Genomic DNA, 17,509 nt, shown 5'->3' on the forward strand with positions numbered 1-17,509 from the left:
GTGATGCTCGTCGGCGAACAGGTCGGTCTTGATGGCGGTGCGTTTCTTCATGGCTGGCGGCAGAGAACGAAATCAGGACAATCCAATTTTACCAATCACAGAGGTGCCGAGGTTTTTCGAGGCGCCCTTATGGAGACGAGCATGAATATCTTCGAGCAACTCGAGTCAGAAGTACGAGGCTATTGCCGCAATTTCCCGGCAGTCTTCGACACCGCCAAAGGCGCCTGGATGACCGACGTCGACGGACGCCGCTATCTGGACTTCTTCGCCGGTGCCGGAGTGCTCAACTACGGTCACAACCCGGACCGCATCAAGTCGGTGCTCATCGACTACCTGACGCGAGACGGCATCACCCATACGCTGGACATGTACAGTGTCGCCAAGCAGAACTTCCTCGAGCGCTTTCACGAGGTCATCCTTGCGCCACGCGCTCTTGACTACAAGATCCAGTTCCCGGGACCGACCGGCACCAACGCCGTGGAGGCCGCCCTCAAGCTTGCGCGCAAGGTCACCGGCCGGGAACGCGTGGTGAGTTTCACCAACGCCTTTCATGGCATGACGCTGGGGTCGCTCGCGGTCACCGGAAACGGGTTCAAGCGCGCCGGTGCCGGTGTACCCCTCAATCACACGATGGCCGTGCCCTTCGACGGTTACCTGGGCAATCACGTCGATACTCTCGATTATCTCGAGGCGATGCTGGTCGATGACGGCAGCGGTCTCGACACGCCTGCCGCCGTGATTCTTGAAACGGTACAGGCAGAAGGCGGCGTGAACGTGGCCAGCGACGAGTGGCTGCGTCGTCTGCGCGACATTACCAAGGCGCACGACATCCTGCTGATCGTCGACGACATCCAGGTCGGCTGCGGTCGCACCGGCGGCTTCTTCAGCTTCGAATCGTCAGGCATCGTTCCGGACATCGTAACCCTGTCGAAATCCCTGTCCGGCTATGGTCTGCCGCTCGCGCTGGTGATGTTCCGCCCCGAACTGGACCAGTGGGCGCCCGGCGAACACAACGGCACCTTCCGCGGGCACTGCCCCGCCTTCGTCACCGCGACGGCTGCCCTCGACTTCTGGAAAGACGCCTGGCTCGAGAAGAGCGTCAAGGCCAAGGGAAAGCTGGCCGTGGAGCGCCTGTGCAAGATGGTCAAGAACTTCGGCGTCAAGGCCGAGGTGCGCGGCCGCGGACTGATTCTCGGTCTGGCGTTCGAGGATACCGAGCTGGCGGGCACGATCTCGGCCGCCTGCTTCGAGCGTGGTCTGATCATCGAAACTGCGGGCATCAACGACGAGGTGTTGAAGCTGCTGCCGAGCCTTACGATCAGCGAAGAGGAGCTTGAGAAAGGCCTCGACATCATCGAAGCCAGCCTTAAGGCCACCATGAAAGGCGACTCGCGCAGCGCGGCCTGAACGACTGGAGGAAAGCAATAATGATCGTACGAAATCTGGAACAACTCATCGGCACCCCGGCAGAGGTGGACACCGAGGGCTGGACGAGTCGGCGCTTCATTCTCGACAAGGACGGAATGGGTTACTCGGTGCATGACACCTTGATCAAGGCCGGTGCCGTACTCGAGATGGAGTATCGCAACCATCTCGAGACCGTCTATTGCATTGAGGGCGAAGGCGAGATCACCGACCTCGCAACCGGTCAGACCCATCCGATCCGACCGGGCACACTGTATGCACTCAACGCCAATGACCGGCACATCCTGCGCGCCAATCGCGGCACGCACATGCGCATGGTCTGTGTCTTCAATCCGCCGCTCACCGGGCTCGAGGTTCATGACGAAACAGGCGCATATCCGTTGAACCAACCCACGACCGCTAGCGTATGAAGCTCCGGACAGAATTTGCCCGTGGCTGAGCATCATCGAAGGACCACCACATGAACAGCAACACCCTCAGAAAAGACAGTGGCGAGTGCGACATCTACCCATCGAGGGTTCTCGACTCAGCCCGGATCATCCAGCGCCAGGACCCGGTGGTTTACGGCAGCGCAGCGGACGGACCGCTAGATGGCGCTCAGCTGGCTTCCTACGACGGCAAGGGATATCTCTGCATCGACGGGCTCCTCAGTACCGAAGAAATCGCAGTCTTTCTGGAGGAACTCGAAAGGCTGCGTGCGAGCGATCTGGTCAAGCATGCGCCCGAGGCCGTCGTTGAACCTGCGAGCCGTGACCTGCGCTCGGTGTTCGCGGTACACAAGCTGAACCGCATCCTGGCGGGGCTATGCACCCACCCCAAAGTGGTGGCGATTGCACGCCAGCTGCTGGGCGACGAGGTCTATATCCATCAGTCGCGTATCAACTACAAGCCTGGTTTTCGCGGCAAGGAGTTCTACTGGCACTCAGACTTCGAGACCTGGCACGTAGAGGACGGCGTACCGCGCATGCGGATGGTGAGCTGCTCGATCAGCCTCACGCCCAATACACCCACCAACGGACCACTGATGATCATCCCCGGGTCGCATCGCGAATACGTTTCGTGCGTCGGCACAACCCCGGAGGACAATTACCAGCAGTCACTCAAGCGTCAGGAAATCGGTGTTCCTGATGACGCAACACTCGCCGACCTGGTCGAACGCCACGGCATCGACACCATGTTGGGCGCGGCGGGCTCCGCTACGTTCTTCGAATGCAACGTCATGCACGGTTCAAACTCGAACATCACGCCGCTGCCCAGAAGCAACGTTTTCGTCGTGTTCAACAGCGTGTCCAACACGCCGGTCGAGCCGTTCTGCGGTCTCCCTCCCCGCCCCCCGTTCATCGCAGAGCGAGAGGACTTCACGCCGGTTGGCGACCACTGAGCAATCGCCACTGAAACGAAAAACGGCACGTCATGCGTGCCGTTTTTCGTACGCGCAAACAACAGGGCTCACTTGGCCATCTGCCGCTCACGGATCTCCTCAAGCGTCTTGCAGTCGATGCACAAAGTCGCGGTGGGACGAGCTTCCAGACGTTTTAGCCCGATCTCGACCCCGCAGCTGTCACAGTAACCGTATTCGCCGCCATCAATCCTGGCCAATGTTTCGTTTATCTTCTTGATCAGGCGACGCTCTCGGTCACGGTTGCGAAGCTCGAGCGCCATATCCGATTCCTGACTCGCACGATCGTTCGGGTCGGCAAAAACCGTATGGTCATCCTGCATCGTATGCACGGTGCGCTCGATATCCTCCATCATCTCCTTGCGGGCCGCCTCGAGAATCGACCGGAAATGTGCAAGTTGCGCCTCGCTCATGTACTCCTCACCCTTGGCGGGGACATAAGGCTTGAAATGCTTGTGCAGCGTATCGTCTGGCATACCCGGATCCGGTTGTCGATCAGCGAAGCGCCCTTTTAGCAGATTAGTTTTTATGCATCAAGCCTCCAAGCGACACTTGTTGTCATTTTTTCTCCAGAGCCACACCTCACCCCAAAAATCCGCAAAAGCCGTTTGACGCCCCGCGCTCGGGTGTGTATTATTCGCGGCTCTCGGGGTGTAGCGCAGTCCGGTAGCGCGCTTGCTTTGGGAGCAAGATGTCGGGGGTTCGAATCCCTCCACCCCGACCACGGCTTACCCCGAACGCCCGCGGACTCTGCCCGTAGCTCAACTGGATAGAGCACCGGCCTTCTAAGCCGGGGGTTACAGGTTCGATTCCTGTCGGGCAGGCCAATCAGGTTTTCCGGCGGCAGACAAAGTCTGTTGTCGAAAATGGCGGCATTAGCTCAGTTGGTAGAGCACTGGATTGTGGCTCCAGTTGTCACCGGTTCGATCCCGGTATGTCGCCCCAAGCATCAAGCATAAGCCCCCGAAAGGGGGCTTATGCTTTTCCAGCCGCTGATCCGTATCAGGTCCAATCCGCAGGGCCCTGCTCCGTTTCGCTCGTCTGTTGCGCAAAACCATCCCTCTCTCCAATGCTTGGCAGACGTGATGCAGATCACGAACCAATGCTTCGAGCCAGAAAAACTCGGGCGCCAGACCCGTTTACTTGATCTGCGTGATTCCCCACATATCAAGACTGACGTAACTTGGCCGTAAATTAAACACAGCCCTTATGTCCGCAGATATCAACCGAAACAGACCATCCACCGGAGCATCAGCAATGCTTTCCCCCAACAAGGCTAGCGCACCAGCCGGCCCTTCGATTGCCATGCAACTCGGCCTGCTCGTGGCCATCCCGCTAGTGTGTCTCGCCATCCTTTCGTATCTGATCATCAGTGCCAACCTAATTCAGTACCGGGATGCCCGTCTGACTGCGGCGATAGTCGATCTGAACGTCGCCACAGGTAATCTGATTCACCGGCTTCAGATCGAAAGAGGGGCAACAGCGGGCTTCCTTGGCTCGGGCGGTCGCGATTTCGTCAACGTGCTGCCGGAATATCGCGCGGACACCGACCAGGCGCTTCAGCGCTTCATGAACGTTTACGCTGCAAACCAGGCGGCCAAGATACCAGCGGTATCCGCTCGGGAGCAGGAGGTCGGGCGCCAGCTGCAGCAGCTGCAGGATGTTCGCAGCCGGGCGCAATCACTGACTCTTCAACCAGCCGAGAGCGCCGCCTATTACACCGGGACCATCGGGTACCTGATCTCCCTGAAGGCGACCGCCTCCGAATTCACTAATGACCCAGACGTTGCCAGAGCTTCAACCGCTCTGGACGCCCTCGTCCGCGCCAAGGAATCCGCGGGTCTCGAGCGCGCGATGACAACCCAGGTCTACTCGAGTGGTCAGGCAACCGTTCAGCTGTTCATGCGCATCACCGAGTTGGTCAACCGCCAGGAAGCGCTGTTTGAGATCTTCCGCACGAACGCGACACAGGATGAAATCGCACGCCTGCAAACCATTGCCAATTCGGACGAAAGTCGATCAGTGACGACGTTCCGGAACACGCTCGCCGAAAAGTATCGTGAAGGCGGATTCAACGTGCGCGCACAGGACTGGTTCGCAGCCAGCACTGCACGCATTGACCTGATGCACGGACTCGAGCAAACGGTGGCCGACAATATTCGCGGACTTGCAACACGGCAGGAGGCTGCCGCCCAGAACAGCCTGTGGCTTACATCAATCGTTTCGCTGGTGGCGATTCTGCTCACCATCATCGCTTCGGTATGGATCGGGCGCGCAATCAGCAATCCGCTCAAGAAGCTCATCGCCATGGCCGAATTCGTCGACAAGAACGACGATTTCACACGACATGTGGACGCCACTGGCGTGCAGGAAGCGAGGCGCACTGCGGACGCCTTCAACAACCTCATCGACAAGTGCCGTCACATCCTCGGAGAGGTTCGCAGATCGAGCGATGAGCTCTCAGTTGCATCTCATTCGATCAACGAATCGAGCAGTCAACTCAACGCCAGCTCTGCCACACAGGCCGACTCCACATCCGCGGTCGCAGCGGCCGTTGAGGAGGCCTCGGTGAGCATCAGCGAGACGGCCTCCAACGCGCAACGGGTTTCCGGCCTGGTCGAGAACGCGAGCCGCGAGACAAGTGAGGCACTCGAGCTGATGGACAACATGGTCAAACGCGTCCAGGACCTTGCGCGCCAGGTAGAGAGTTCACGCACCAGCCTCGAGCTGCTCGAATCAAACTCTCAGGAGATAGGTGGCATCGTCAACACCATTCGCGAGATTGCAGAGCAGACGAACCTGCTGGCATTGAACGCAGCGATCGAGGCAGCCCGCGCGGGAGAACAGGGCCGCGGCTTCGCGGTAGTCGCGGACGAGGTTCGCAAACTGGCCGAACGAACGTCGATATCAACCGCCTCAATCAGCAAACTGATCGATGGTATTAAGGGCGGCATCGACGGCACCGTGGCGAGGATGAAGGAGGCCGACGAACACGTGTCTGGCAGCCTGGAAATCGTTTCGAGAACCGAGGCAGCGCTGCAACAGATCGGACGCAACTCCACCCAGGTCTCCGAGAGCGTCGAGGACATCACCCTCGCCCTGCGAGAGCAGGACGTTGCCGTGCAGCAGGTCGCGAGCAATGTCGAACGCATCGCGTCGATGACCGACAGCAACAGCGACGCTTCGCGCCGCAACTACGAGACGGCGAAAAGCCTTGACCATCTGTCGAGCTCACTCGACTACCTGGTACACCGCTTCAAGGTCTGAACTATCCCCAACCTATCGTCGAGGTCGACAAAAAAGGGGCGTGGTAATCACGCCCCTTCTTGTTACAGCAGCCGAACATGGAGAAGGTGCGCGGGATGTCCTCCGCGCACCAGCCCGCTCGGTTATTCCTCAGCAGCCTTTTCGATCAAGGCTTTCATGCTGAGCTTGATCTTGCCGCGATCATCAGTCTCGAGCACTTTGACGCGAACCTGCTGACCCTCCGAAAGATAGTCGGACACCGCGTTGACTCGCTCGTTGGCGATCTGCGAAATGTGGAGCAGACCATCCTTGCCGGGAAGGATGTTCACGATGGCGCCGAAGTCCAGGAGACGCAGCACAGTGCCTTCATAGACCTTGCCCACCTCGGCTTCGGCGGTGATGTCCTCGATCCGCTTCTTGGCCGCTTCTGCGCCGCCAGGGTTGACCGACGAGATCTTGATACTGCCGTCGTCCTCGATCTCGATGACGGTACCGGTTTCTTCCTGCAGCGCGCGAATGACCGCACCACCCTTGCCGATCACGTCACGGATCTTGTCCGAATTGATCTTCATCGTGATCATGCGCGGCGCGTATTCGGACACTTCGCCACGATGCGAGGCCAACGCAGCCTTCATCTTGCCGAGGATGTGAAGCCGACCCTCACCCGCCTGAGCCAGCGCGACCTGCATGATTTCCTTGGTGATGCCCTGGATCTTGATGTCCATCTGCAGCGCGGTCACACCATTCTCGGTACCAGCCACCTTGAAGTCCATGTCGCCCAGGTGATCTTCATCGCCGAGGATGTCCGACAGCACCGCAAAACGGTTGCCGTCCTTGATCAGGCCCATCGCGATACCGGCAACGTGCGCTTTCATCGGTACGCCCGCGTCCATCATCGCCAGCGAGCCACCGCAAACCGAGGCCATCGAGCTCGAGCCATTGGATTCGGTGATCTCGGAGACGACGCGCACGGTGTAGCTGAAATCCTCAGCCTTGGGCAGCGCAGCGATCAGTGCGCGCTTGGCCAGGCGACCGTGGCCGACTTCGCGACGCTTGGTGATGCCGACGCGCCCGGTTTCACCGGTGGAGAACGGCGGGAAGTTGTAATGCAGCAGGAAGTTCTCGCGATACTCGCCACCGATGGCGTCAATGATCTGCTCGTCACGTCCGGTGCCGAGGGTCGCGACCACCAGGGCCTGGGTTTCGCCACGGGTGAACAAGGCCGAACCGTGGGTACGCGGCAACACGCCGACACGGATGTCGATCGGGCGCACGGTGCGGGTGTCACGGCCGTCGATACGCGGCTCACCGTCGAGAATGCGGCTGCGGACGATGCCGGCCTCGAGATCATGGAAGATATCCTTGAGCTCGTTGGACGACGGTGCCTCTTCCATCTCCTCGACAATCTTCGCGATCGTGGCGCTGCGGATCTCGGAGATACGCTGGCTGCGTTCCTGCTTGCTGGTGAGGTTGAACGCGGCTTCGAGATCGGCGCCGGCGAGCTCGCGCACGCGTGCGATCAGAGCTTCGTTGGGCGCTGCGGGCTGCCAGTCCCATTCGGGCTTGCCGGCCACTTCAACCAGTTCGTTGATGGCGTTGATCGCGGCCTGCATCTGCTGATGGCCGAACACCACCGAGCCGAGCATGATCTCTTCGGACAGTTCTTTCGCCTCGGATTCGACCATCAGCACCGCCGTAGCGGTTCCGGCGACCACGAGGTTGAGCTCGCTCTCCTGTAACTGGGAGGCGGTCGGATTGAGAATGTAGTCGCCGCCGATGTAGCCAACGCGGGCCGCACCGATCGGACCGTTGAACGGCACACCGGAGAGTGCCAGCGCTGCCGAGGCACCAATCATCCCAAGGATGTCGGGCGATAGGACCGTGACGATGACCTGAACTTCGTTGTAGAAACCATCGGGAAACAGCGGGCGAATCGGGCGATCGATCAGGCGGCAAGTGAGGGTTTCCTTCTCGCTCGGACGACCCTCGCGCTTGAAGAAACCGCCGGGAATCCGGCCTGCTGCGTAGAACTTCTCGACGTAATCGACGGTGAGCGGGAAGAAATCGACACCCGGCTTGGGTTCGCGCTGCGCGACCACCGTGGCGAGCACGACGGTGTCGTCCATGTTGACGATTACAGCACCGCCTGCCTGGCGAGCGACCTCACCGGTTTCGAGGGTAACGGTATGTGCACCGTAGGCAAATGTCTTCTTGATGGCGTTTGGCAAGGTGAATTCCTCTATGTCTTGACGCAGCAACACAACTGCAGGTTTTGTGGCCCCGGCAACCCAGAAACGAAAAAGCCGGCAAGCCCGTCTTCGAGCTCTACCGGCTTCTGGTGCTCATGGAGCCTTGGGATTCGCTTCGTGAGTCGACATGTTTGTCGATACGAGCGGCGTCTTACTTGCGCAGACCCAGACGCTCGATGAGGCCGCGATAGCTGTCGGCGTTCGTACGCTTGAGGTAGTCAAGCAGTTTGCGACGCTGGCTGACCATCTTCAACAGACCACGACGGGAGTGGTGATCCTTGGCGTTTGCCTTGAAGTGGCCGGTCAGGCCATTGATGCGAGCGGTCAGCAACGCGACCTGGACTTCCGGCGAACCGGTGTCGCCCTGTGCGCGTTGGAAATCGGAGACGATCTGCGCTTTCTGTGCGGTTTCGAGAGCCATGTGGTTTATTACTCGTTTGATCTTTAGAACTGAAGCACGTGAGTATATCCAATAATCACCGAACTACTCAATAACTTCTCGCTTTTTTAGGCGTTTTCCGCCGTATTGACCAGGCGCCGCGGCACGACGCCCCGCCCGGCCAGGTACTCGGCCAGACCGATGAACCCCGCTGGGCCGTACACCCGCACCTGTCCTTCGCCTTCAGCCACCTGAACCGCTTGGCCATGGAGGATGGCGCCGGCTTGTGTCGCATCGAGACTCAATACCGGTAGATGGGTCAGCAAGGCATCAACCGCCTGCAACTGTTGCATACGCTCCGCTTCCGGCATCGCTTCGAGCGACTCCAGCGTGAGCGCGTCGGCCAGATCGAATGGACCGATCCCGGTACGACGCAGACCCGCCAGATGGGCACCGCAGCCCAGCACGCGACCGATATCGATTGCCAGTGTGCGAATGTATGTGCCCTTGCTGCACTCGACTCGCATCACGAAGGTGTCCGAGGCGACGTCGGACACCTGCAGGCTGCGTATCGAGACCCGGCGAGCCGAACGCTCGACCTCAACGCCGGCCCGGGCGTACTCGTACAGGGGCTTGCCATCGCGCTTGAGTGCCGAATACATCGGGGGGATCTGCTCGATCTCACCGACAAAGCCCGCGGCCGCAGCTCTTACTGCCTCAGCTGACACTGTGACCTCACGGGTTGCGAGGACCACCCCTTCGGCGTCGCCGGTATCCGTCTCGACCCCCAGCTTGACCAAGGCCTCATAGGCCTTGTCTGCGTCGAGCAGCATCTGCGAGAACTTGGTCGCCTCGCCGAAGGTCAGCACCATGAGTCCGGTGGCCATGGGATCGAGCGTGCCGGTGTGGCCGGCCTTCTTCGCATTCAGCAAACGGCGCGCCGACTGAAGTGCACCGTTGGACGACATGCCCTTCGGCTTGTCCAGCAACAGTACGCCGTCGACCGCCTTGCGCGGCGGCCTTGTCTTGGTCACCACAGAACGCCTCAGGACTCGGACTCGTTACGACTCGAGCGAGCCTCGTCCTCTCGGACGACATCGTCGATCAGGCGCGAAAGGCGGCTGCCCTGCTCCACCGAGGCGTCGTAGTGGAAATGCAGCTCGGGCGTGGTGTGGATACGAACCCGCCGGCCCAGTTCCCGGCGCAGGAACCCGCTCGCGCGTCTGAGTCCACGAAGAATCTCGTCCAGCCCCTCTTCGCCCTGCATCGAGGTGAAGAACACCTTGGCGTGAGCGTAGTCCGGCGAGATCTCAACGTCGGTCAGCGTGATCAAGCCAATGCGCGGGTCCTTCACCTCGAGCCGCAGGAGCTCTGCGAGCTCCCGCTTTATCTGCTCGGTGACCCTTTGGCTGCGCGAGAATTCCTTGGCCATCAGAGCGTCCGCGCGATTTCCTGAATTTCGAACACTTCAAGCTGATCGCCTTCCTGGACGTCATTGAAGTTCTTGATCGACAGACCGCATTCGAAGCCCGACTTGACCTCCTTGACGTCGTCCTTGAAGCGCTTGAGCGAATCGAGCATGCCGGTATGGACCACAACGTTGTCGCGCAACACTCGCACGTGCGACCCGCGCTTGACCTGGCCTTCCTTGACGTAGCAGCCGGCAACCGCGCCGACTTTCGGCACACGGAAGACCTGGCGAACCTCGACCATACCGATGATGCTCTCGCGTTGTTCCGGAGAGAGCATGCCGGACAGCGCGGCTTTCACCTCATCCACAGCATCGTAAATGATGTTGTAGTAACGGATGTCCACCCCGTAGCTTTCCGCCAGTTTGCGAGCACCGGCATCGGCGCGGGTATTGAAGCCGATGATGACCGCACCGGAAGCCTGGGCAAGGTTGACGTCGGATTCGCTGATGCCGCCCACTGCGCCGTGAATGACGTTGACACGCACTTCATCGGTGGAGAGCTTGTTGAGCGACTGAACCAGCGCCTCCTGAGAGCCCTGCACGTCCGCCTTGACGATAAGCGGCAGAATCTTGGCTTCCGCTTCGCCCATTTGCTCGAAGATGTTCTCGAGCTTGGCGGCCTGCTGCTTCGCCAACTTGACATCGCGGAACTTGCCCTGACGGAACAGCGCAATCTCGCGAGCCTTCTTCTCGTCCGCAAGTGCGATGGCTTCGTCGCCAGCGCCCGGAACGTCGGACAGACCGAGGATCTCGACCGGAATCGACGGACCGGCCTCATCGACTGGCTTGCCGTTCTCGTCAAGCATTGCTCGGATACGACCATAGGTCGCGCCGACCAGCACCATATCTCCCTTGCGCAGCACACCGGATTGAACCAGCAGCGCAGCGACCGGACCGCGACCCTTGTCAAGACGCGCTTCGACCACCAGACCCTTGGCCGGCGTATCGATCGGTGCAGTCAGCTCCAGGACCTCGGCCTGCAACAGCACCGCATCGAGCAGTTCGTCGATACCCTGACCGGTCTTGGCCGAGACATGGACGAACATCGCTTCACCGCCATACTCCTCAGGCACGACACCCTCGGACACGAGCTCCTGCTTCACACGCTCGGGGTTGGCTTCGGGTTTGTCGATCTTGTTCACCGCGACGACCACAGGCACACCGGCCGCCTGGGCATGGTGAATCGCTTCGCGGGTCTGAGGCATCACGCCGTCATCGGCAGCAACGACCAGAATGACGATATCGGTCGCCTTGGCACCACGGGCACGCATCGCGGTAAACGCTTCGTGACCCGGGGTATCAAGGAAGGTCACCATGCCGCGCGGCGTTTCAACGTGGTAGGCGCCGATATGCTGTGTAATACCGCCCGCTTCACCGGCGGCCACCTTGGCTGTACGAATGTAGTCGAGCAGCGACGTCTTGCCGTGGTCGACGTGGCCCATCACGGTCACGACCGGCGCACGCGGCTCGATCGTCGCGTCGTGATGCTCCTCACCGCTATCGAGGAACGCGTCCGGATCGTCCAGCTTGGCCGCAAACGCACGGTGCCCCATTTCCTCGACCACGATCAACGCGGTCTCTTGGTCGAGCACCTGGTTGATGGTGACCATCGAACCCATCTTCATCAGGGTCTTGATCACTTCGGCAGCCTTCACCGACATCTTGTGTGCAAGATCGGCAACCGTAATCGTTTCCGGCACATGCACATCGCGCGTGATCTGTTCGACAGGTGCCTGGAAGTGCTTCTGGTTGCGCTGCGCACCGCGGCCTCCGCGACCTGCGCCACGCGAGCCGCGCCACGAAGCCGCTGCACCACCGACCTCGCCACGCGTCTTCATGCCGCGGCGCTTCGATTCTTCTTCAGCGGCGGTGCTGCGCGGAGCACGCTTGACATCCTTCTTGCCGGCCGCTTTGTCGTCGGTCCTGACCGGACGATGCAGGGTCCCTGTCGGACCCTTGGCGGCTTCCGGCTGCTTGGCAGCAGCCTCGGACTGAGCCTTCGCCTGCGCCTCTTCGTCGAGGCGCCGGGCTTCGGCTGCCGCCCGTGCGGCAGCTGCCGCGGCTTCACGCTCCTGACGCATGCGAAGGTCGGCTTCCTGGCGCGCGCGCAGGGCCTGATGACGCTCGGCCTCGCGTTCTCGAGCGGCGATTTCTTCTTCACTCAGAATGGAAGGACGGACCGCGCGTTTGCGCGCCTTGGGCTGCACCGCCTCACCTGCGGTCGCACTTGTGTCTTCAGCCTCAGCAGTCGCGGCCGTATCGGGTTCGGCGACTTCTTCCGCTGCAACGACCTGCTCCGGCTCGACGGCCTGCACTACAGGCTCAGGTTCCGGCTCGGGCTCCGGCTCAGGCATCGGGGCCGGCACTTCGGGCTCGGCCTGCGGCGGCGCTACGGCTTCAGCGCTGGCCTGCACCGGCTCGTGCACCTCTGCGGCAGGCGTCACATCCTGTAGCTCTTCGGCCTGGGCCTCGGGTGACGGTGCACCCGTCTCGGCTACGAGTTCGTCACGTTTGACGAACACGCGCTTCTTCCGCACTTCGACCTGAACCGTCCGCGCACGGCCGGAAGAGTCGGTGGCACGAATCTCGGATGTCTGACGACGGGTCAGCGTGATCTTGCCCTTGGGACGGGTCTCACCATGCGAGCGACGCAGGTAATCGAGCAACTGCGCCTTGTCCTGCTCGGTAAGCAGATCGTTCACGCCGCTTTTGTCCACGCCGGCACGCTGCAATTGTTCGAGCAGCACCGGCGCCGGCATCTTCAGCTCACCGGCAAATTGTAGAACGCTCATCTGTTCCATTGATTCCCTCCCTTCATTCTTCGAACCAGTGCGCGCGCGCGACTGAGATCAGCGCGGCGGCACGCTCGGCATCAATGTCTGCGAGCTCCACCAGTTCGTCGACCGCGAGATCGGCAAGATCGTCGCGCGTCTGGATGCCATGCTGCGCCAGCGTGGCAGCGAGCGTGCGCTCCATGCCTTCGAGGCTCAGCAGGTCTTCGGATACTTTCTCGAGTTGTTCCTCGGTAACGATTGCCTCGGTCAGCAGCACGTTCCGGGCACGGTCGCGAAGTTCATTGACCGTCTCCTCGTCGAAGGCTTCGATCTCGAGCATTTCGGCGAGCGGCACGTAGGCGATCTCCTCGAGCGAGGTGAAACCCTCGTCGATCAGGATATCGGCGAGTTCCTCGTCGACATCGAGCTTGGCCATGAACTCGTCGCGCATGGTCTGGCGCTCGGCGTCTGACTTCTTCGCCGACTCCTCCTCGCTCATGAGATTGATCGTCCAGCCGGTCAGCTCGGAGGCGAGCTTCACGTTCTGGCCGCCCCGCCCGATCGCCACCGCGAGGTTGTTCTCGTCCACCACCACGTCCATGGAGTGATTCTCCTCGTCCACCACGATGGACAGGACCTCGGCAGGCTGCAGGGCAGCGATGACGAACTGCGCAGGATCGGAAGACCAGACGATGATGTCGATCTGTTCGCCAGCGATCTCGTTGCGCACCGCGGTAACCCGCGAGCCGCGCAAACCGACGCAGGTGCCGATCGGATCGATGCGCTGATCATGCGACTGCACGGCGATCTTGGCGCGCAGTCCGGGGTCACGAGCGCAAGCCTTGACTTCGAGCAGCCCTTCCTCGATCTCGGGAACCTCCAGCTCGAACAGCTTCGCAACGAACTCAGGCGCGGTGCGCGACAGAATCAGCTGCGGACCGCGCGCACCGCGATCGATGCGTTGCAGAAAGGCTTTGACACGGTCGCCGACGCGCAGAATCTCTCGCGGGATCATCTGATCACGAGGAATCACGGCTTCGAGACGTCCGACTTCGATGATTGCGTTGCCACGCTCCATACGCTTGATCGAGCCGGAGACGAGATGCTCGTCACGCTCGAGAAAGTCGTTCAGCACCTGCTCGCGTTCGGCATCGCGAATCCGCTGCAGGATGACCTGCTTGGCCGCCTGTGCGCCAACGCGACCAAAATCGATCGGCTCGAGCGGCTCCTCGATGTAGTCGCCGACTTCGATGTCAGCCTGGATCTCGCGCGCATCGATGATGCCCATCTCGGCTTCGTCGTTGACCACCTCTTCGTCAGGCAGGACGACCCAGCGACGGAACGACTGATAGTCGCCGGTTGCCCGATCGATTTCCACCCGGACATCGGAATCGTCATGCACACGCTTCTTGGTTGCGGACGCGAGCGCGGACTCGAGCGCGCCAAAGACGATGTCCTTGTCGACGTTCTTTTCGCGGGCCAGCGCATCCACAAGCAGCAAAATTTCGCGGCTCATTGTTCTAAAACCTCCAAATCCGAGTGCTTAAAACCTGGGTACCAGGCGTGCTTTTTCTATCTCTTCGAACGGCAGTTCGAGCTGACCTTTCTCGGTCGTCAGAATCACCTTGCCGTTCTCGAATCCGCCCAGAACCCCCGCGAAATTGCGCTGATTGCCGATGGGCATGCTCAACCGGACCTGAATGTCGCTGCCAACGAAACGCTCGAAATCCGCTTGCTTCTTCAGCGGCCGATCGAGACCAGGCGACGACACTTCGAGGCGGTCGTAATCCACGTTCTCCACTTCGAACACTCTGGTGAGCTGATTGCTGACAGCTGCACAGTCATCCACCGTCACGCCACGCTCGATATCGATGAAGACCCGCAGTAGACGACCCTTCGGCGACATTTCGAGATCAACCAGCTCGTATCCGAGACCGGCAACGATCTGTTCGACCAGAGCTTCGATGTTCATTTCCTTGCCTACAAATGAAAAATGGGCGAAACGCCCATCCCTGTTGAAACCAACCGGAAAAGCCGGTCGGCGACCAGAGCCACCGACCAAAGCTTTTAGATTATAGCGGGTAATTGACTTTCTGTGGAAGTTCCACCTAATGCTCCAACTGCTACTCGCTACGCTTCTTGGGCGTGTAACGCGGACGCGTTCGATGCAGCTTCGGCTCCCCACTGCCCCGCGGGTCGGGCCTGGTCTGGCGCTGCGGGCGTGGCAAGCCGGCCAATTCGTAGGCATCGGCCTCCGGCAGCTCCATCCACATTCCGCGCTTGAGTCGCGCGGGCAGCTCGATCGAACCGTAACGCACGCGCATCAAGCGGCTCACCGTCAGCCCTACCGCCTCGAACATCCGCCGCACCTCGCGGTTGCGCCCCTCGAACAAGGTGACGCGGTACCAGTGATTGACGCCCTCACCACCGGCGTCGGCCAGACTCGAAAACTTGGCCAGACCATCCTCGAGCTGGATTCCGCTGGTCAGTGATTCGATCTGCTGTTCGTCGAGTTGGCCAAGCAGCCGCACCGCATATTCCCGCTCAAGTTCGAAGCTCGGGTGCATCAACCGATTCGCAAGCGTGCCGTCGTCGGTAAACAGCAGCAGGCCTGAGGTATTGAAGTCGAGCCGACCGACAGCAATCCAGCGGCCGCGTCGCAGGATCGGCAATCGGTCGAACACCGACGGCCGGCCCTCGGGATCGTCCCGCGATACGATTTCGCCCTCGGGCTTGTGGTACAGGAGCACCCGTGGGGCACGAGCGACGAAGCGCAGGGGAACGAGGCGCCCATTGACTTTGACGCGATCGCCCGGGCCTACCTTCTGTCCCGGCACCGCAATCTCGCCGTTGACCTCGATACGCCCTTCGGCGATCCAGTCATCCACCTCGCGCCTGGAGCCGATACCGAAGCGCGCCAACACCTTTTGCAGCCGCTCGGGTTCAACCGGCGGATTGAGATCCTCTCTCCGGCGCGGGCCGCGAGCTGAGGCGCGCGGCGAGTCCTTGGCCCCTGCCTCGCGCCTGCTGCGCGGAAAATCGGGCGGGCCCGCATCGCTTCTGCTTCGCGGAGAATCGGTCGCTCCCGCCTGGCGCCTGCCGCGCGGTGACGGGCTTTGCTCAGCCGCCCCGCTCGACGCTCTCGTCGTGGGCTTCTTCGTCGGTGGGCGCAGCGGACTGCGTGATTTCTTGCGTATCGACAAGTTCCATAATCCTTTCAATATCGGTCAGCGCCGGCAACTCGGTGAGGGTCCGCAAACCCATCTCGTCGAGAAAGCGTTTCGTCGTCGCGAACAACGCGGGCCGACCAGGGGTGTCACGATGACCGACGACGTCGATCCAGCCTCGTGACTCGAGTGTCTTGATGACGCTCGGGGAGACCGCGACGCCGCGCACCTCCTCGATGTCACCGCGGGTTACGGGTTGACGGTAGGCGATGATGGCCAGGGTTTCCAGTACCGCGCGCGAATAACGTGGCGAACGCTCGTCCTTGAGACGGTCGAGATACACCTGGTATTCGGCGCGGGTCTGGAATCGCCAGCCGGAGGCGAGCTGCACCAGCTCCACGCCACGGTCGCTCCAGTCGGTGCGCAATTCATCCAGCAGGCGCCGCACCAGTTCGCTGCCCGGGTCCGGCTCGAACAGCCTGCGCAACTGGCTCACTGCAAGAGGTGCGCTGGCCACCAACAATGCGGCCTCGATAACCCGCTTGCAGTCTTCAGGCGTGTTCGCTTGCATCGGCCAGTCTGACATAAATCGGCGCGAACGCATCAGTCTGCGCCAGGTTGATCATACGCTCCTTGACAAGCTCCAGCACCGCCAGAAAGCAGACCACCACACCAGCCGCGCCGAGCTTGAGATCGAACAGCGAATCGAACACCACGAACGCTCCACCTTCGAGACGCCGCAACACCATGCTCATGTGCTCACGCACCGAAAGCTCGTCGCGACGCACGGTGTGATGCCGCGTCAGCCGCACCCGCTTCATGATGCGCAGCCACGCGACCTGAAGCTCGTGAAGGCTCACTTCCGGCTGCCGCTCCACGATGCGTTCGGTGACGACCACACCCACCCATTCGAAATCCCGGCCCGCGCGCGGCAGCACGTCGAGCCGCGCTGCGGCCATCTTCATCTGTTCATATTCGAGCAGCCGCCGCACCAGTTCTGCCCGAGGATCGAGACCATCATCTTCAACCGCCTTGGGTGGTCTCGGCAGCAGCATGCGCGACTTGATCTCGAGCAGCATCGCGGCCATCAGCAGATAGTCCGCCGCCAGCTCCAGGTTGTTGCGTCGCATTGCCTCGACATAGACCAGATATTGATTGGTCAGCGGTGCCATCGGGATGTCGAGGATGTCCAGATTCGACTTGCGGATCAGGTAGAGCAGCAGATCGAGGGGACCTTCGAAGGCCTCAAGGATCACCTCGAGCGCATCAGGCGGGATGTACAGGTCCCGGGGTAGCTCGAGCAGGGGCTCGCCGTAGATACGCGCCACCGCCTCGCGCTCGGCGACGGTCTCATGCGGTGGCAGATCGAGCGGCAGATTCATCGACGGCCCTCTTCAGC

The 17,509-nt window shown here is 61.0% G+C and carries 15 protein-coding genes and 3 tRNA genes; 7 read left to right on the plus strand and 11 right to left on the minus strand.

The window, feature by feature from the left end; genetic code table 11:
* Positions 1-141 precede the first annotated feature (141 nt).
* Genes ectB through thpD form a run of 3 tightly spaced genes read left to right on the plus strand, consistent with a single transcriptional unit; the run spans position 142 to position 2,806 of the window.
* A complete protein-coding gene (gene ectB, locus GPA21_RS05930; protein ID WP_168987295.1) occupies positions 142-1,407 on the plus strand; it encodes a diaminobutyrate--2-oxoglutarate transaminase in 1,266 nt (421 codons plus the stop codon).
* 20 nt (positions 1,408-1,427) lie between these two features.
* Positions 1,428-1,835 carry an ectoine synthase gene (locus GPA21_RS05935; protein WP_168987296.1) on the plus strand — a complete coding sequence of 136 codons (408 nt, stop codon included), beginning with the start codon at positions 1,428-1,430 and terminating at the stop codon, positions 1,833-1,835.
* A 50-nt stretch (positions 1,836-1,885) separates the two neighbouring features.
* Entirely contained in the window at positions 1,886-2,806 is a 921-nt protein-coding gene (gene thpD / locus GPA21_RS05940) for an ectoine hydroxylase (RefSeq protein ID WP_168987297.1), read from the plus strand.
* A 68-nt stretch (positions 2,807-2,874) separates the two neighbouring features.
* On the opposite strand, the gene dksA is transcribed toward thpD, so the two are convergent.
* Positions 2,875-3,300, minus strand: coding sequence for an RNA polymerase-binding protein DksA (gene dksA, locus GPA21_RS05945; protein ID WP_168987298.1), 426 nt, complete (start codon positions 3,298-3,300; stop codon positions 2,875-2,877).
* A gap of 171 nt (positions 3,301-3,471) precedes the next feature.
* Here dksA and GPA21_RS05950 point away from each other — a divergent pair.
* The 4 genes from GPA21_RS05950 to GPA21_RS05965 all read left to right on the plus strand — a co-directional run bounded on the left by GPA21_RS05950 (position 3,472) and on the right by GPA21_RS05965 (position 6,091).
* A tRNA-Pro gene (locus GPA21_RS05950) sits at positions 3,472-3,548 on the plus strand.
* A gap of 26 nt (positions 3,549-3,574) precedes the next feature.
* A tRNA-Arg gene (locus tag GPA21_RS05955) sits at positions 3,575-3,651 on the plus strand.
* A 42-nt stretch (positions 3,652-3,693) separates the two neighbouring features.
* Positions 3,694-3,769, plus strand: a tRNA-His gene (locus tag GPA21_RS05960).
* Positions 3,770-4,081: 312 nt separating this feature from the next.
* Positions 4,082-6,091 carry a methyl-accepting chemotaxis protein gene (locus GPA21_RS05965; RefSeq protein ID WP_168987299.1) on the plus strand — a complete coding sequence of 670 codons (2,010 nt, stop codon included), beginning with the start codon at positions 4,082-4,084 and terminating at the stop codon, positions 6,089-6,091.
* Between the two features lie 122 nt (positions 6,092-6,213).
* Here the strand turns inward: GPA21_RS05965 and pnp are convergent, their stop codons facing one another.
* The 10 genes from pnp to GPA21_RS06015 all read right to left on the minus strand — a co-directional run bounded on the left by pnp (position 6,214) and on the right by GPA21_RS06015 (position 17,492).
* The gene (pnp, locus tag GPA21_RS05970; protein WP_168987300.1) at positions 6,214-8,298 is read right to left on the minus strand and encodes a polyribonucleotide nucleotidyltransferase; all 2,085 of its coding nucleotides are present in this window, start codon (positions 8,296-8,298) and stop codon (positions 6,214-6,216) included.
* Between the two features lie 172 nt (positions 8,299-8,470).
* Complete coding sequence (gene rpsO, locus GPA21_RS05975; RefSeq protein ID WP_168987301.1) at positions 8,471-8,740, minus strand: 30S ribosomal protein S15; 270 nt, start codon at positions 8,738-8,740, stop codon at positions 8,471-8,473.
* Positions 8,741-8,826: 86 nt separating this feature from the next.
* Positions 8,827-9,732, minus strand: a complete 906-nt coding sequence (truB, locus tag GPA21_RS05980) for a tRNA pseudouridine(55) synthase TruB (RefSeq protein ID WP_339379834.1) — start codon at positions 9,730-9,732, stop codon at positions 8,827-8,829.
* Positions 9,733-9,743: 11 nt separating this feature from the next.
* The gene (gene rbfA, locus GPA21_RS05985; protein WP_168987303.1) at positions 9,744-10,130 is read right to left on the minus strand and encodes a 30S ribosome-binding factor RbfA; all 387 of its coding nucleotides are present in this window, start codon (positions 10,128-10,130) and stop codon (positions 9,744-9,746) included.
* Complete coding sequence (infB, locus tag GPA21_RS05990) at positions 10,130-12,970, minus strand: translation initiation factor IF-2 (protein WP_168987304.1); 2,841 nt, start codon at positions 12,968-12,970, stop codon at positions 10,130-10,132. Before infB ends, rbfA begins: the two co-directional genes overlap by 1 nt.
* Positions 12,971-12,983: 13 nt before the next feature.
* Positions 12,984-14,459, minus strand: a complete 1,476-nt coding sequence (gene nusA / locus GPA21_RS05995) for a transcription termination factor NusA (protein WP_168987305.1) — start codon at positions 14,457-14,459, stop codon at positions 12,984-12,986.
* Positions 14,460-14,486: 27 nt separating this feature from the next.
* Positions 14,487-14,915: a ribosome maturation factor RimP gene (gene rimP, locus GPA21_RS06000; protein WP_168987306.1), complete on the minus strand. Its 429-nt coding sequence runs from the start codon at positions 14,913-14,915 to the stop codon at positions 14,487-14,489.
* A 151-nt stretch (positions 14,916-15,066) separates the two neighbouring features.
* Complete coding sequence (gene rluB / locus GPA21_RS06005; protein ID WP_422614184.1) at positions 15,067-16,140, minus strand: 23S rRNA pseudouridine(2605) synthase RluB; 1,074 nt, start codon at positions 16,138-16,140, stop codon at positions 15,067-15,069.
* Complete coding sequence (gene scpB / locus GPA21_RS06010; RefSeq protein WP_168987308.1) at positions 16,064-16,681, minus strand: SMC-Scp complex subunit ScpB; 618 nt, start codon at positions 16,679-16,681, stop codon at positions 16,064-16,066. Before scpB ends, rluB begins: the two co-directional genes overlap by 77 nt.
* A complete protein-coding gene (locus GPA21_RS06015; protein ID WP_168987309.1) occupies positions 16,662-17,492 on the minus strand; it encodes a segregation and condensation protein A in 831 nt (276 codons plus the stop codon). Before GPA21_RS06015 ends, scpB begins: the two co-directional genes overlap by 20 nt.
* Positions 17,493-17,509 lie beyond the last annotated feature (17 nt).

The organism is Azoarcus taiwanensis (genome assembly GCF_012910885.1).
Lineage (GTDB): Bacteria > Pseudomonadota > Gammaproteobacteria > Burkholderiales > Rhodocyclaceae > Azoarcus_F > Azoarcus_F taiwanensis.

Excerpts from the sequence above, each read along its gene's own strand:
- ectB (WP_168987295.1), top strand. The coding sequence starts at position 142 with ATGAATATCTTCGAGCAACTCGAGTCAGAAGTACGAGGCTATTGCCGC.
- GPA21_RS05935 (WP_168987296.1), top strand. The coding sequence starts at position 1,428 with ATGATCGTACGAAATCTGGAACAACTCATCGGCACCCCGGCAGAGGTG.
- thpD (WP_168987297.1), top strand. The coding sequence starts at position 1,886 with ATGAACAGCAACACCCTCAGAAAAGACAGTGGCGAGTGCGACATCTAC.
- dksA (WP_168987298.1), bottom strand. The coding sequence starts at position 3,300 with ATGCCAGACGATACGCTGCACAAGCATTTCAAGCCTTATGTCCCCGCC.
- GPA21_RS05965 (WP_168987299.1), top strand. The coding sequence starts at position 4,082 with ATGCTTTCCCCCAACAAGGCTAGCGCACCAGCCGGCCCTTCGATTGCC.
- rpsO (WP_168987301.1), bottom strand. The coding sequence starts at position 8,740 with ATGGCTCTCGAAACCGCACAGAAAGCGCAGATCGTCTCCGATTTCCAA.
- rbfA (WP_168987303.1), bottom strand. The coding sequence starts at position 10,130 with ATGGCCAAGGAATTCTCGCGCAGCCAAAGGGTCACCGAGCAGATAAAG.
- infB (WP_168987304.1), bottom strand. The coding sequence starts at position 12,970 with ATGGAACAGATGAGCGTTCTACAATTTGCCGGTGAGCTGAAGATGCCG.
- nusA (WP_168987305.1), bottom strand. The coding sequence starts at position 14,459 with ATGAGCCGCGAAATTTTGCTGCTTGTGGATGCGCTGGCCCGCGAAAAG.
- rimP (WP_168987306.1), bottom strand. The coding sequence starts at position 14,915 with ATGAACATCGAAGCTCTGGTCGAACAGATCGTTGCCGGTCTCGGATAC.
- scpB (WP_168987308.1), bottom strand. The coding sequence starts at position 16,681 with ATGCAAGCGAACACGCCTGAAGACTGCAAGCGGGTTATCGAGGCCGCA.
- GPA21_RS06015 (WP_168987309.1), bottom strand. The coding sequence starts at position 17,492 with ATGAATCTGCCGCTCGATCTGCCACCGCATGAGACCGTCGCCGAGCGC.